Source organism: Pseudomonas gingeri (assembly GCF_013385635.1).
GTDB lineage: Bacteria > Pseudomonadota > Gammaproteobacteria > Pseudomonadales > Pseudomonadaceae > Aquipseudomonas > Aquipseudomonas gingeri_A.
The window spans coordinates 174,406-187,997 of the sequence record NZ_JACAPR010000010.1 but is presented as its reverse complement, the minus strand read 5'-3'; the positions used below and the strand labels follow the sequence as shown (position 1 = coordinate 187,997).

12 protein-coding genes are annotated in these 13,592 nt (G+C 61.9%); 6 read left to right on the top strand and 6 right to left on the bottom strand.

Annotation, left to right across the window (positions count from 1 at the left end; all coding sequences use genetic code 11):
• The first annotated feature begins 151 nt into the window (after window positions 1-151).
• Together HX851_RS11170 and HX851_RS11165 are read left to right on the top strand one after the other, a co-directional pair.
• Window positions 152-835 (top strand): heavy metal response regulator transcription factor, encoded by a 684-nt coding sequence (locus HX851_RS11170; RefSeq protein WP_177056506.1) that lies wholly within the window; start codon window positions 152-154, stop codon window positions 833-835.
• Window positions 835-2,205 carry a heavy metal sensor histidine kinase gene (locus HX851_RS11165; RefSeq protein WP_177065362.1) on the top strand — a complete coding sequence of 457 codons (1,371 nt, stop codon included), beginning with the start codon at window positions 835-837 and terminating at the stop codon, window positions 2,203-2,205. Before HX851_RS11170 ends, HX851_RS11165 begins: the two co-directional genes overlap by 1 nt.
• Before the next feature lie 130 nt (window positions 2,206-2,335).
• Here the strand turns inward: HX851_RS11165 and HX851_RS11160 are convergent, their stop codons facing one another.
• From HX851_RS11160 to HX851_RS11150, 3 genes are all read right to left on the bottom strand, one after another.
• Window positions 2,336-3,580, bottom strand: coding sequence for a lipoprotein-releasing ABC transporter permease subunit (locus HX851_RS11160; RefSeq protein WP_177056508.1), 1,245 nt, complete (start codon window positions 3,578-3,580; stop codon window positions 2,336-2,338).
• A gap of 70 nt (window positions 3,581-3,650) precedes the next feature.
• A complete protein-coding gene (gene lolD, locus HX851_RS11155; protein WP_177056509.1) occupies window positions 3,651-4,334 on the bottom strand; it encodes a lipoprotein-releasing ABC transporter ATP-binding protein LolD in 684 nt (227 codons plus the stop codon).
• 7 nt (window positions 4,335-4,341) lie between these two features.
• Window positions 4,342-5,592 (bottom strand): lipoprotein-releasing ABC transporter permease subunit, encoded by a 1,251-nt coding sequence (locus HX851_RS11150; RefSeq protein WP_177065361.1) that lies wholly within the window; start codon window positions 5,590-5,592, stop codon window positions 4,342-4,344.
• A 111-nt stretch (window positions 5,593-5,703) separates the two neighbouring features.
• Here HX851_RS11150 and HX851_RS11145 point away from each other — a divergent pair, with 111 nt between their 5' ends.
• Window positions 5,704-6,291, top strand: coding sequence for a PilZ domain-containing protein (locus HX851_RS11145; RefSeq protein WP_177056511.1), 588 nt, complete (start codon window positions 5,704-5,706; stop codon window positions 6,289-6,291).
• A gap of 64 nt (window positions 6,292-6,355) precedes the next feature.
• Window positions 6,356-7,078 carry a glycerophosphodiester phosphodiesterase gene (locus tag HX851_RS11140; RefSeq protein ID WP_177056512.1) on the top strand — a complete coding sequence of 241 codons (723 nt, stop codon included), beginning with the start codon at window positions 6,356-6,358 and terminating at the stop codon, window positions 7,076-7,078.
• A 42-nt stretch (window positions 7,079-7,120) separates the two neighbouring features.
• Here HX851_RS11140 and sthA read toward each other — a convergent pair whose 3' ends face one another.
• Window positions 7,121-8,515 carry a Si-specific NAD(P)(+) transhydrogenase gene (sthA, locus tag HX851_RS11135; protein WP_177056513.1) on the bottom strand — a complete coding sequence of 465 codons (1,395 nt, stop codon included), beginning with the start codon at window positions 8,513-8,515 and terminating at the stop codon, window positions 7,121-7,123.
• A 181-nt stretch (window positions 8,516-8,696) separates the two neighbouring features.
• Window positions 8,697-9,743, bottom strand: a complete 1,047-nt coding sequence (locus tag HX851_RS11130) for an FAD:protein FMN transferase (protein WP_177056514.1) — start codon at window positions 9,741-9,743, stop codon at window positions 8,697-8,699.
• Between the two features lie 35 nt (window positions 9,744-9,778).
• Here HX851_RS11130 and HX851_RS11125 point away from each other — a divergent pair, with 35 nt between their 5' ends.
• Window positions 9,779-10,345 (top strand): chalcone isomerase family protein, encoded by a 567-nt coding sequence (locus HX851_RS11125; protein ID WP_177056515.1) that lies wholly within the window; start codon window positions 9,779-9,781, stop codon window positions 10,343-10,345.
• Between the two features lie 180 nt (window positions 10,346-10,525).
• Window positions 10,526-11,824 (top strand): MFS transporter, encoded by a 1,299-nt coding sequence (locus HX851_RS11120; protein ID WP_177056516.1) that lies wholly within the window; start codon window positions 10,526-10,528, stop codon window positions 11,822-11,824.
• Window positions 11,825-11,940: 116 nt separating this feature from the next.
• Here HX851_RS11120 and HX851_RS11115 read toward each other — a convergent pair whose 3' ends face one another.
• Window positions 11,941-13,404 carry a glyceraldehyde-3-phosphate dehydrogenase gene (locus HX851_RS11115; protein ID WP_177065360.1) on the bottom strand — a complete coding sequence of 488 codons (1,464 nt, stop codon included), beginning with the start codon at window positions 13,402-13,404 and terminating at the stop codon, window positions 11,941-11,943.
• Window positions 13,405-13,592 lie beyond the last annotated feature (188 nt).

Genomic DNA, 13,592 nt, shown 5'->3' with positions numbered 1-13,592 from the left:
ACACTCCAACGGGATGGGCTTCACTCTGTGCAAGACTGTAGAAGCGGACCGCTGCCAGCAAGCTGACGAACAGATTACAACTTTGTCAGCTTGGGCCGGAGCAGCCGGGCCACCTGTATAACGTCATTGTTCCATTTGCCATGAGCCATCCATGAAACTGCTGATCGTCGAAGACCAAGCGAAAACCGGCCATTACCTGCGTCAGGGCCTGAACGAGGCCGGGTTCAACAGCGAACTGGTGGCGGACGGCACCACCGGCCAGCACCTGGCGCTGACTGGCGACTACGACCTGCTGATCCTCGACGTGATGCTGCCCGGCCGTGATGGCTGGCAGATCCTGCAAGCGGTGCGCGCGGCCGGCCTGGACATCCCGGTACTGTTCCTGACCGCCCGCGATGCGGTCGAAGACCGCGTGCACGGCCTGGAACTCGGTGCCGACGACTACCTGGTCAAGCCTTTCGCCTTCTCCGAACTGCTCGCGCGGGTACGCAGCCTGCTGCGGCGTGGCGGCGGCGGCAATACCCAGGAAACCAGCCTGCAGGTGGCCGACCTGCGCCTGGACCTGATTCGCCGCCGGGTCGAGCGGGCGGGCCAGCGCATCGACCTGACCGCCAAGGAGTTCGCCCTGTTGGAAATGCTCCTGCGCCGCCAGGGTGAAGTGCTGCCCAAATCGCTGATCGCCTCCCAGGTCTGGGACATGAATTTCGACAGCGACACCAATGTCATCGAAGTGGCCATCCGCCGTCTGCGCCTGAAAATCGACGATCCCCATCCGAACAAACTGATCCATACCGTGCGCGGCATGGGCTACGTGCTTGAAGAGCGGGCGCTCTGATGCGTCGCCTGTCCCTCGCCGGCCGCCTGGCACTGTTGTTCGCGGCCTGCACCGCCATGGTTTCACTGGTGGCCGGCGTGCTGTTCAGCCGCGCCAGCGAGTCGCACTTCATCGAGCTTGACCAGCAGTTGCTGGACGGTCGCCTGGTGGCACTGCGCAACACCCTCGGCCAGGTGGACGACTTCGGTGATTTCCAGCACAAGGTGGAACGCCTGCAAGCCGAAATCAACCTGAGGCCGGACCTGGCCCTGAGAATCCATGGCGCCGATGGCCAGTCCTGGCTCAATGCCGCCCGTTCCCTGCCCGACGTCCTGCCCGCGCAGCCGGGGTTGACCAGCCTGCAGATCGACGGAACCGCCTACCGGGTCTTCAATGCCCCACTGACACCCGGCCAGGCCGGTTCGCCGCGACTGACCCTGATACTCGACATCACCCACCACCAACACTTCCTGCAGCGCATGCAACAGCTGATCTGGCTGACGGTCAGCCTCTCGGCGCTGGCCACCGCCCTGCTCGGCGCCTGGGCCGCGCGCAGCGGCCTGCGTCCGTTGCGGCGCATGAGCGATGTGGCAGGCAGCATCTCCGCCAACTCCCTGACCCATCGCCTGGCCACCGGGCAGATGCCGTCGGAACTGGCCGAGCTCGCGCAGGCCTTCAATGCCATGCTCGGGCGCCTGGAAGACTCCTTCCAGCGCCTCTCGGCCTTTTCCGCCGATATCGCCCACGAGTTGCGCACGCCGCTGTCGAACCTGCTGACCCACACCCAGGTCACCCTGACCCGCCCTCGTCCGCTGGAAGATTACCGCGAGGCCCTGCATAGCAACCTTGAGGAACTGCAATGGATGGCGCAACTGGTCAATGACATGTTGTACCTGGCAAAAGCCGACCATGGCCTGCTCAGCCCCAAGCGCGAGCCGCTTGAGCTGGCGGATGAGCTCGATGTGCTGCTGGAGTTCTTTGCGCCGCTGGCGGAAGACAACCAGGTGCGCCTGACACGCGACGGTGCGGCCAGCCTGTCGGGTGACCGGAGCATGCTGCGCCGCGCCCTGTCCAATCTGCTGGACAATGCCCTGCGCTTCACCCCAGCAGGTGGCGAGATCCGCCTCAGGCTGGAGACGACCGGGTCCGGGCTACGAATCGAGGTGAAGAACAGCGGCGAAGGTATTCCGGCGCCGTTGCTGCCCCGGCTGTTCGACCGTTTCTACCGGGCCGACCCGGCACGCCATGAAGGCAGCAGTGAACATGCCGGGCTTGGGCTGGCGATTACCCGCTCGATCATCCAGGCCCATGGTGGGCAGATTCGCTGCGAATCAGAAGCCGGCTGGACACGGTTTTTCATCGAGTTGCCGCGCCAGCAGTCAAACCTGTAGGAGCCGGCTTGCTGGCGATTACGATTTATCCGGCGATAGAGATGTGGACTTTGAAACCGCTATCGCCAGCAAGCCGGCTCCTACAGGGGATCGCATTCAGCCCCAGGCAGGAAGATCGCGCCCCAAAAACTTACGAATATCTCAACGCATGCGCCGGCTCGATCTTCGCCGCCCGATACGCCGGGTACAGGGTCGCCAGGAAGCTGAGGATAAACCCGGCCGAACAGATCAGCACCACATCCCCCGCCTGCAGCTGCGACGGCAGGTTGCTGACGAAGTACACGTCGGAACTGAAGATGTGCTGGCCGCTGACCCGCTCGATCCAACCCACCAGCTCGCTGACGTTCAACGCCGCGATCACTCCGAGCACACCACCGATCAAGGTCCCGACAATGCCGATCACCGTGCCCTGGACCATGAAGATCGCCATGATCTGACGGGGCGTGGCGCCGATGGTGCGCAGGATGGCGATATCCGCACCCTTGTCGTTCACCACCATGATCAGCGTCGCAATGATATTGAACGCCGCCACCGCGACGATCATCAGCAGCAACAGGCCGATCATGGTCTTTTCCATCTTCATCGCGCTGAACAGGCTGCCCTGGGTGTGGGTCCAGTCATCCGCGGTGAACTCGGCGCCCAACCCACTGGCAATGCTGGTCGAAACCTGCGGAGCGGCATACAGGTCCTTCACCGCCAGGCGCACGCTCTGCACCTGGTTCGGCTGCCAGTGCTGGATATCCGCCGCATCGGCCATATGGATCAGGGCCATGGAGCCATCCAGTTCGGCACCGACCTTGAACACCCCGACCACATTCAGGCGCTGCATGCGCGGCGTGATGCCACCCGGTGCGGAACTGAGCTCCGGAACGATCAGGGTCAGCTTGTCACCGACATTCAAACGGAAGCGCCGCGCGGTGATGTCGCCGATCACCACGCCGAACTCACCCGGCTTCAGGTCATCCAGCTTGCCCTGGACAATGTGCTGGGCAACGATCGAGACCTTGCCTTCCTGGGCCGGATCGACGCCGCTGATCTGGATCGGTTGCATCGAGCCCTTGTACGACAGCATCCCGTCCATTTCGGTGAACGGCACCGCCGCGGTCACCTCGGGATTCTTCATCGCGGCGGCGGCCACCGGCTGCCAGTCATCGATAGGCTTTACACCGACGATGGTCGCATGGGGCACCATGCCGAGGATGCGTGACTGCATTTCCTTCTGGAAGCCGTTCATCACCGACAGCACCACGATCATCGCCAGCACGCCCAGGGCGAGGCCGATCATCGAGGTCATCGAGATAAACGAGACAAAACGGTTGCGGCGCTTGGCGCGGGTATAGCGCGTGCCGATGAAAATCGATAACGGTCGGAACATTCGCAGGCCACCGTAGAGAAAGTAAGGGACCCGGCACTCGCCCTACGGCAAGCGGCCGGATCCTGGCGAATCAGATTGCAACCAGCTTGCCGTCTTCCAGATGGAGTACACGATCCATCTGCCGGGCCAGGCTCATGTCGTGGGTCACCACCAGGAACGCCGTGCGCATCGAGGTGCTGAGTTCCAGCATCAGGTCCTGGATACCCTGGGCGGTGTGGTGATCGAGGTTGCCGGTCGGTTCGTCGAGCATCACCAGGCCGGGTTTGTTCACCAGGGCCCGGGCAATCGCCACGCGCTGGCGCTCACCACCGGACAGCTCGGCGGGTTTGTGCTCCAGGCGGTGGCCCAGGCCGACCCGCTCCAACAATGCCGTAGCGCGCTGGCGCGCCTCGGGAATCGCCGTGCGACCGATCAGCAACGGCATGCACACATTCTCCAGCGCGGTGAACTCCGGCAACAGATGGTGGAACTGGTAGACGAAACCCAGGGAGCGGTTGCGCAGCAGGCCACGGGCCTTTTCACCCAGCGCCGACAACTCTTCGCCAGCCAGCCAGACACTGCCCTGGGACGGCGTATCCAGCCCGCCCAGCAGGTTGAGCAAGGTACTCTTGCCGGAACCGGAACTGCCGACGATCGCCACCCGCTCGCCCGCGTGCAGCTCAAGCTGCAGGCCGGACAACACCACCACCGACTCCGGCCCCTCCTCGTAGGACTTGCCCAGGTTGCGGCAACTCAGCACTGCTTTATCACTCATGCCCAACTCACTCATAACGTAGCGCCTCCGCAGGCTGGGTGCGCGCCGCACGCCAGGCTGGATACAGGGTGGCGAGGAAACTCAGGATCAACGCCGCGCCGCAGACCATCAAGACATCCTCGGCCATCAACTGGGACGGCAGGTAGTCGATGAAATACACGTCGGCATTGAGGAACTTGTGACCGATCAGGCCTTCGAGGGCGGAGATCGCGGCACTGACATTGAGCGCGGCGAAAATCCCCACCGCAGCGCCGATCAGCGTGCCCACCACACCGATCACGGTGCCCTGGACCATGAAGATCGCCATGATCTGCCCGGGCGTGGAGCCCAGGGTACGCAAGATCGCGATATCGCCCTTCTTGTCGTTCACCACCATCACCAGGGTCGAGATGATGTTGAACGCCGCCACCGCCACGATCAGCAGCAACAGCAGGCCGATCATGGCCTTTTCCATCTTGATCGCCTGGTACAGGTTGCCGTGGGTACGGGTCCAGTCGCGGGCATAGAAATGGTTGTCACCCAACTGCTGGGCGATCTCCCAGGCCGTACGCGGCGCCTGGAAGAGGTCGTTGAACTTCAGGCGCAGGCCCTGGACCTGATCGGGCTTCCAGCGATGCAGGCGCGCGAGGTCATCGAGGTTGGTCAGGCCGAGGTAGCCGTCCAGTTCGCCGGCACCGACATGGAAGATACCGACCACGGTAAAGCGCTTCATCCGCGGGAACATCCCCGCCGGCGTCACCGTGACTTCCGGAGCAACGAAGGTCAGCTTGTCGCCGAGACCGACACCGAGCTTGGTCGCCGCCTTGTCGCCGATGACGATGCCGAAGCTGCCCGGCGACAAGGCATCGAGCTGGCCCTGCTGCATGAACTGGTCAATGATCGAAACCTTGCGCTCCTGCGCCGGGTCGATGGCATTGAGCAGCACCTTTTGCACCTGGCCGTTGTTGGTCAGCAGCCCCTGCATCTGGGTGAACGGGGCCACGGCGGCGACTTTCGGATTCTGCCGGACCTTGTCCGCCAGGCTCTGCCAGTCGTTGATCGGCTCGCCCGACTCGATGGTCGCATGGGGCACCATGCCCAATACACGGTTGCGCATTTCACGGTCGAAGCCGTTCATCACCGAAAGCACCACGATCATCACTACCACGCCGAGGGCGAGGCCGATCATCGAGGTCAGGGAAATGAAGGAAACAAAGTGATTGCGGCGCTTTGCACGGGTGTAACGCGTGCCGATGAATACGAAGAGTGGTCTGAACATGTCGGAGGCTAGTTCGAAGGCAAAGAAGTTCGGAGGAAAAGAAGACGTCCATGTGGCGAGGTGGGGTCAGCAGCTTTACACTCAGACCATCACCTCTGCCTTGGGTTCGCCATGTCGACATTAGATGAAGAAGATCGCCGCGAATACTACCGTATCGAGGACACGATCGCACTGGAAATCCGCCCCCTGTCTGCCGCCGATGCCGCGGACAAGGAAGTGTTGCAGGATGCTTCACCACTCTTCAATCTGCTGAGCGAACTGCACCTGAGCGAATTCGAGTCGCAGCATCTGCTACGCCAGGTCAGCGAGCGCGACCGGGCCCTGTCGGCCTATCTGAAATCCCAGAACAAGCGCATCGACCTGCTGAGCCAGGTGATGGCCATGACCGTGCTCGGCGAGTTCGGCGAACCGCAATCGGTGATTATTTCCGAAGGCGGCATCGAGTTCAGCCATCACCAGGCCTACCCGGCCGGCACCCATCTGGCGGTCAAGCTGGTACTGATGCCGCAGGCTCTCGGCCTGCTGCTGCGAGCCAAGGTGACCCACTGCGAACCGCAGAGCTTCGGCACCTTCGAAATCGGCACCGAGTTCGAATCATTGACCGACGCCCAGCGCCAACTGCTGGCACGCTATATCTTGCAGAAACAGGCGCAGCAACGACGCCTGGCCCGCGAGCAAAACGATCCCGAGGCGAGTTGAGCCCTGGATTCATCGTGCGACCCCGATTATTTGCAGGATCATTTTTTCCCTTGAAGGAGCAGTCGTGACTCTGATTTATGGCCATCGTGGTGCCAAAGGCGAAGCACCGGAAAACACCCTGACCAGCTTCCAGGAATGCCTCAAACACGGCGTGCGCCGCTGCGAACTGGACTTGCACCTGTCCATGGATGGCGAGTTGATGGTGATCCATGACCCGACCCTCAAGCGCACCACCGACCGGCGTGGCAAGGTGGTCGAACATTCGGCTGCCGAACTGGTGACCTACGACGCACGCAAGGGCGGCCCCGGCTGGATCACCCCTTGCCCGATTCCGCGCCTGGAAGATCTGTTCGAGCGGTGCGACTTCGAGCACTGGCAACTGGAAGTCAAGAGCGCCTCGCGCACCCGCGCCGCGACCACCGTGCTGGCAATCCGCGAAATGGCCCAGCGCTTCGGCCTGCTGGACAAGGTCACCGTCACTTCCAGCTCCCGCGAAGTGCTCAAGGCCGCGCTGGAACTGACCCCGGACCTGTCACGCGGGCTGGTAGCCGAATACGCCTGGCTCGACCCGTTGAAGGTCGCCCAGAGTTATGGCTGCGAGATTCTGGCGTTGAACTGGACACTCTGCACCCCGGAACGCCTGATCAAGGCCCAGCGTCAGGGTCTGCACGTGTCGGTGTGGACGGTCAACGAGCCGGCGCTGATGCGCAGGCTCGCCGACTTCGGCGTCGATAGCCTGATTACAGACTTTCCCGGTTTGGCCACGGCCACACTTGGGAAAGGCTGAAATCGGTCTCCCCGGCCGGCTCAGGCCACCGGCCGGAGCCGCTCAAAAAAGCCGGTTGAGACCATCGTAGGCCGCTACCCGATAGGCTTCGGCCATGGTCGGGTAGTTGAAGGTGGTGTTGACGAAGTACTTCAGGGTGTTGTTCTCGCCCGGCTGGTTCATGATCGCCTGGCCGATGTGGACGATCTCCGACGCCTGGTAGCCGAAGCAGTGAACACCCAGGACCTCCAGGGTTTCACGGTGGAACAGGATCTTCAGCATGCCTTGCGGCTCGCCGGCGATCTGCGCCCGGGCCATGCTCTTGAAGAACGCCTTGCCGACTTCGTAAGGCACCTTGGCCTTGGTCAGTTCATGCTCGTTCTTGCCGATCGAGCTGATCTCCGGAATGGTGTAGATCCCGGTCGGTACGTCGTTGACATAACGCCAGCTGCCGTTGTCGACAATGCTGCCCGCCGCCGAACGACCCTGGTCGTGCGCGGCACTGGCCAGGCTCGGCCAGCCGATCACATCACCGGCGCCATAGATGTTCGGCACGCAGGTGCGATAGTTCTCGTCGACCTCGATCTGGCCGCGACCGTTGACCTTGACCCCGATGTTCTCCATGCCCAGCTTGTCGGTGTTGCCGGTACGGCCGTTACACCAGAGCAAGGCATCGGCCTTGATCTTCTTGCCCGACTTCAGGTGCAGGATCACCCCGTTGTCCAGGCCCTCGACACGCTCGTACTCTTCGTTGTGACGCACGGTGATGTTGTTGTTGCTGAAGTGGTAGCTCAGCGCCTGGGAAATTTCCGAGTCGAGGAAGCTGAGCAACTGGTCGCGGTTGTCCACCAGCTCCACCAGCACCCCCAGACCACTGAAGATCGATGCGTATTCGCAACCGATCACCCCGGCACCGTAGATGATCAGCTTGCGCGGGGTATGGCCCAGGCTGAGGATGGTGTCGCTATCGTAGATACGCGGGTGGTGGAAATCGATATCGGCCGGGCGGTAAGGACGCGAGCCGGTGGCGATGATGATGTGCTTGGCGACCAGTTTCTCGACCACGCCGTTGGAGCAGACCACTTCGATGGTCTGCTCGTCGGCGAAGCTGCCGGTGCCGAAGAACAGGTCCACACGGTTGCGGGCGTAGTAACCGGTGCGCGAGGCGACCTGCTTGGAGATCACCTTCTCCGCGCTCTTGAGCACGTCCGGGAACGAGAACCAGCGCGGCTCACCGATGGCCCGGAACATCGGGTTGGTGTTGAACTGCATGATCTGCCGCACAGAGTGACGCAGGGCCTTGGACGGGATGGTCCCCAGGTGAGTGCAGTTACCGCCGACCTGCCGACGGCTGTCGACCATCGCCACCTTGCGCCCTGCTTTGGCGGCGTTCATTGCCGCACCTTCTCCAGCGGGGCCGGAACCCAGTACCACTACGTCGTAGTTGTAGACAGCCATGCGTACTCCTCAGAACAGGCCGAGGCACCCCTCTGGCACCTGCGGCTAAATCATGTCGCGGCCAGCGACATGAAGGATCAAATCTCGGTGTGCAGTCTATAGAAGCGTCAACGCCGCGCACATTAACCCTTGGTCGCGTCGTAGGCTAGTCTTGCCTGCACTACATGTCAGGCGCCCTATGTTAATGCGCCTTGCCCTTCAATAATCTGTCAAACGCCGAATTCGTTCGTGTGACGAAACCTTTATCGGCACGAATCACAAAAAATGCGGCGATATCGTGTTTTTCCGCATAGTCCCAACCGCGCTCCGGCCCCTGGATCAGCAACAGCGTCGACAACCCGTCGGCCATCAGCGTCGAGGGATGAATCACCGTGACCGCCGCCAGGTCGTGGGTGATCGGCGCACCGGTGCGAGCATCGAAAGTGTGGGAATAGCGCTGGCCATCCTGCTCGAAATAATTGCGATAGTCACCGGAGGTGGACACCCCGTAGCCGTCGATATCGACGACCCGTTGCGCAACCTGCCGATCGTCTCGCGGTTCTTCCAGCGCGACACGCCAGGGGCTGCCATCGGGTTTCCTGCCGACTGCCTTGAGTTCGCCCGTGGCCTCGGCCAGAAAGCTGTCGATGCCCATCGCCGCCAGCCGCCCGGCAATCCGGTCCACGGTGTAGCCCGCGGCAATGCTGTCGAAGTCGACCTGCACGGCAGCGTCCTTGCACAGCCGCTCGCCCTCGATATGCAGGTGAGCATGTCCGACGCGCTGGCGGGCCTCGGCCAGTTGCGCGGCATCCGGCACTTTCTCCACACGCCCTTGCGGACCGAAGCCCCAGAGATTCATCAGCGGCTCCACCGTCAGGTCGTAGGCACCGTCGCTGGCGAGCGAAAGTTGCTCGCCGAGGCGCACCAGCTCAAGGATCGACGCCGGCACGACCTGACAACTGTTGGCCGGCAGATCGTTGAAATGCTCGATATCCGAATCACTGCGATAGGTCGACATCTGCCGATCGACCTGCGCCAGGATCGCCTCGACCTCGTTCCTGACTTCATCGGCCGCCGGCCCGCCGGCATGCCGCACATACTGGATGGAATAGGTGCTGCCCATGGTCGGGCCGCCAAAGCGCTCCAGCGAGTCTCCCGAACCGCAGCCGGAAACCAGCAGGAGCGCCGCAGCGGCAAGTACTGACAGGCGTGTACGTAACAAAATCCTGGGACCTCGGGGAAATGACATAGGCTATGGGAAGGCACCGTTCGAGGTTGTGCATTATGCGTCAGATAATCGCCTGTTTATTGCTGATCTTCAGCACCCTGGCCTGCGCCAACAGCAATGAACGCCTCAAGGAGGCCAACTTCCCCGCCCGCTGGAGCGATGGCCCGCAAACCCTGGAACTGAAGAGCCAGACCGTCCTGACCTACCTGTGGGCCGATATCTACGCCGCCGCGCTCTATGCCTCGCCTGATATCAGCGCCCGCCAGGCTTTCAGCGAACAACGCGACCAGCGCCTGGCGCTCTACTACTTTCGCGACATCGACCGCAGCGACGTGATCAAGGCCGCCAGCAGCACCCTGCAACGCCAGCAGACAGCCACCACCCTCGCCCGTCTGAAACCGCAACTGGATGCCCTGCACCAGAGTTTCAAGGACATTCGCCAGGGCGACCGTTACGCCCTCGACTACCGCAGCGGCCGCGGCCTGGATCTGGAACGTAACGGCCAGGTCATCTTCAGCAGCCATGATCCGGAACTGGCCCGGGTATATTTCGGCCTCTGGCTGGCACCGGACGGTCTTTCAGTGCCGTTGCGGGAAACCTTGCTCGCACAAAAACCGAACTGAGCCGCTCTAGACCGTGGACTGTGCCATTTAGCCAGCAGGCTATGGGTTTTTGTTGCCTGACAACCCTAATACACATATCGTTACAAAACTGTTCTGCCAGCGTGCGTATGCCTGAAAGGCCAGTAAGGACGAGCAAAGACGAAGGATTGCTTATAAGACAGCCAGAGTGAGTGAATAAAAATGGCCTCGAGTACGGGCAAGGGCAAGGCGATTTTTCGCGTTGTCAGCGGCAACTTTCTTGAGATGTTCGACTTCATGGTCTACGGTTTCTACGCCACGGCCATCGCTAAAACCTTTTTTCCTGCCGACAGTGCATTCGCTTCCCTGATGCTTTCGCTGGCCACCTTTGGTGCCGGCTTCCTGATGCGTCCGCTGGGTGCGATCTTCCTTGGTGCCTATATCGACCGCCATGGTCGTCGCCAAGGGCTGATCATCACCCTGGCCCTGATGGCCGCGGGCACGGTACTGATTGCCTGCGTGCCGGGTTATGCGACCCTGGGCGTAGCCGCACCGCTGCTGGTGCTGCTGGGCCGACTGCTGCAAGGCTTCTCCGCCGGTGTGGAACTGGGCGGCGTATCGGTCTACCTGGCCGAGATCTCGACCCCGGGCCGCAAGGGCTTTTTCGTCAGTTGGCAGTCCGCCAGCCAACAGGCCGCGGTGGTCTTCGCCGGCTTGCTGGGCGTAGGTCTCAACCACTGGCTGAGTCCCGAACAAATGGGTGAGTGGGGCTGGCGCGTACCGTTCCTGGTCGGCTGCCTGATCGTCCCGGCGATTTTCATCATCCGCCGCTCCCTGGAGGAAACGCCTGAGTTCCAGGCGCGCAAACATCGTCCGACCCTGCAGGAAGTGGTGCGCTCGATCAGCCAGAACTTCGGCCTGGTACTGGCAGGCATGGCGCTGGTGGTGATGACCACCGTGTCCTTCTACCTGATCACCGCCTACACCCCGACCTTCGGCAAGAACGAACTGCACCTTTCGGACTTCGACGCGCTGCTGGTGACCGTGTGCATCGGTCTGTCGAACTTCTTCTGGCTGCCGGTGATGGGCGCCTTTTCCGACAAGATCGGTCGCAAGCCATTGCTGCTCGCGGCGACCATCCTGGCCATCCTGACGGCCTATCCAGTGCTGTCCTGGCTGGTAGCGGACCCAAGTTTCAGTCGCCTGCTGATCGCCGAACTTTGGCTGTCGTTCCTCTACGGCTCTTACAACGGCGCCATGGTGGTTGCCCTGACCGAGATCATGCCGGTCGAAGTCCGCACCACCGGCTTCTCCCTGGCCTATAGCCTGGCGACAGCGACCTTCGGCGGTTTCACCCCAGCGGCCTGTACCTACCTGATCCACGTACTGGACAACAAGGCCGCGCCGGGCATCTGGCTCAGTGGTGCGGCCGTGCTGGGCCTGATCGCCACCCTGGTGCTGTTCCGTGGCAACAAGCACGAACTGCGTACCGCGCAGATGGCGGTTTCCAGCCAGGCCTGACCGGACGCCTTCGCGCGCAAGCCCGCGAAGAGGCCAGACCAGGCACTGCCCTCTCAGTGCCAGGTACAAATAAAAACGCCCCGACGAGTCGGGGCGTTTTTATTTGCAGCGATTGCTTAGCGCGGGAACGCAGGCGGGTTGACCCCGGCCATGTCTTCCATCACGCGCACTACCTGGCAGCTATAACCGAACTCGTTGTCGTACCAGACGTACAGGACAACGCGGTTGTCGTTGCAGATGGTCGCTTCGGCATCGACCACACCGGCGTGGCGCGAGCCGACGAAGTCGGTGGACACCACTTCCTGCGAGTTGACGAAATCGATCTGCTTGTGCAGATCCGAGTGCAGCGCCATATAGCGCAGGTACTCGTTCATTTCTTCGCGGCTGGTGGCGGTACCCAGGTTCAGGTTCAGGATCGCCATCGACACGTTCGGCGTCGGTACGCGGATCGCATTGCCGGTCAGCTTGCCAGCCAGTTCAGGCAAGGCCTTGGCGGCAGCGGTGGCAGCACCGGTCTCGGTGATCACCATGTTCAGCGCGGCGCTGCGGCCACGACGATCACCCTTGTGGAAGTTGTCGATCAGGTTCTGGTCGTTGGTGTACGAGTGAACGGTTTCGACGTGGCCGTTGACGATGCCGAACTTGTCGTTGACGGCCTTGAGCACCGGCACGATGGCGTTGGTGGTGCAGGACGCCGCGGAAACGATCTTGTCGTCAGCAGTGATTTCACCGTGGTTGATACCGTGCACGATGTTCTTCAGCTTGCCCTTGCCCGGCGCGGTCAGGACCACGCGGTCGATGCCCAGGCAGGCCAGGTGCTGGCCCAGGCCGTCGGCGTCACGCCATACACCGGTGTTGTCCACCAGCAGGGCGTTCTTGATGCCGTATTGGGTGTAGTCCACCTCGGTCGGGTTCTTCGCGTAGATGACCTGGATCAGGTTACCGTTGGCGGTGATGGTGTTGTTTTCTTCGTCGATGGTGATAGTGCCGTTGAACGAACCATGCACCGAATCGCGGCGCAGCAGGCTGGCACGCTTGGTCAGGTCGTTCTCGGCGCCCTTGCGCACAACGATGGCGCGCAGGCGCAGACCGTCGCCGCCGCCGGTTTTCTCGATCAGGATGCGCGCCAGCAGACGGCCGATACGACCGAAGCCGTACAGCACCACGTCAGTGCCCTTGCGTGCGGAAACATTCTGCTGACCGACGACATCGGCCAGTTCTTCGCGGACGAACTGCTCGGCAGTGCGGCCATTGCCCTGGGCCTTGAACTTCACGGCCAGCTTGCCGAGGTCCACCGAAGCGGCGCCCAGCTTGAGCTCGCTCATCGCCTTGAGCAGCGGGAAAGTCTCGTGGACGGACAGTTCGGCATCATCGCTCTGACGATGGCGAGCAAAGCGGTGAGCCTTGAGAATCGCGATGACAGACTGGTTGATCAGGCTGCGGCCATAGATCGAACTCACCACATTGTTATTGCGGTAGAGCTGACCGATAAGCGGGATCATCGCTTCTGCAAGCGCTTCACGATCAATCCACTCACCAAGACACTGGTCGGGCTTCTGAGTCACGGGAACCTTCCACATGTAGGGGCTGAAAAAAGGGGCTACATTATGCAGCCCAGTGGCCTTGCGAGCAATGCGCGACTGTCGCGCGACCCCGCATAAAATCCCTTGCAAAAAACCACCACCCCGCTCCAGCCCAGTAAATACAAGGGCTTCAGAGCGCCCCATTTTGGAGCGCCCACCATGACTTGTCTGTAACCCTCCGAAAC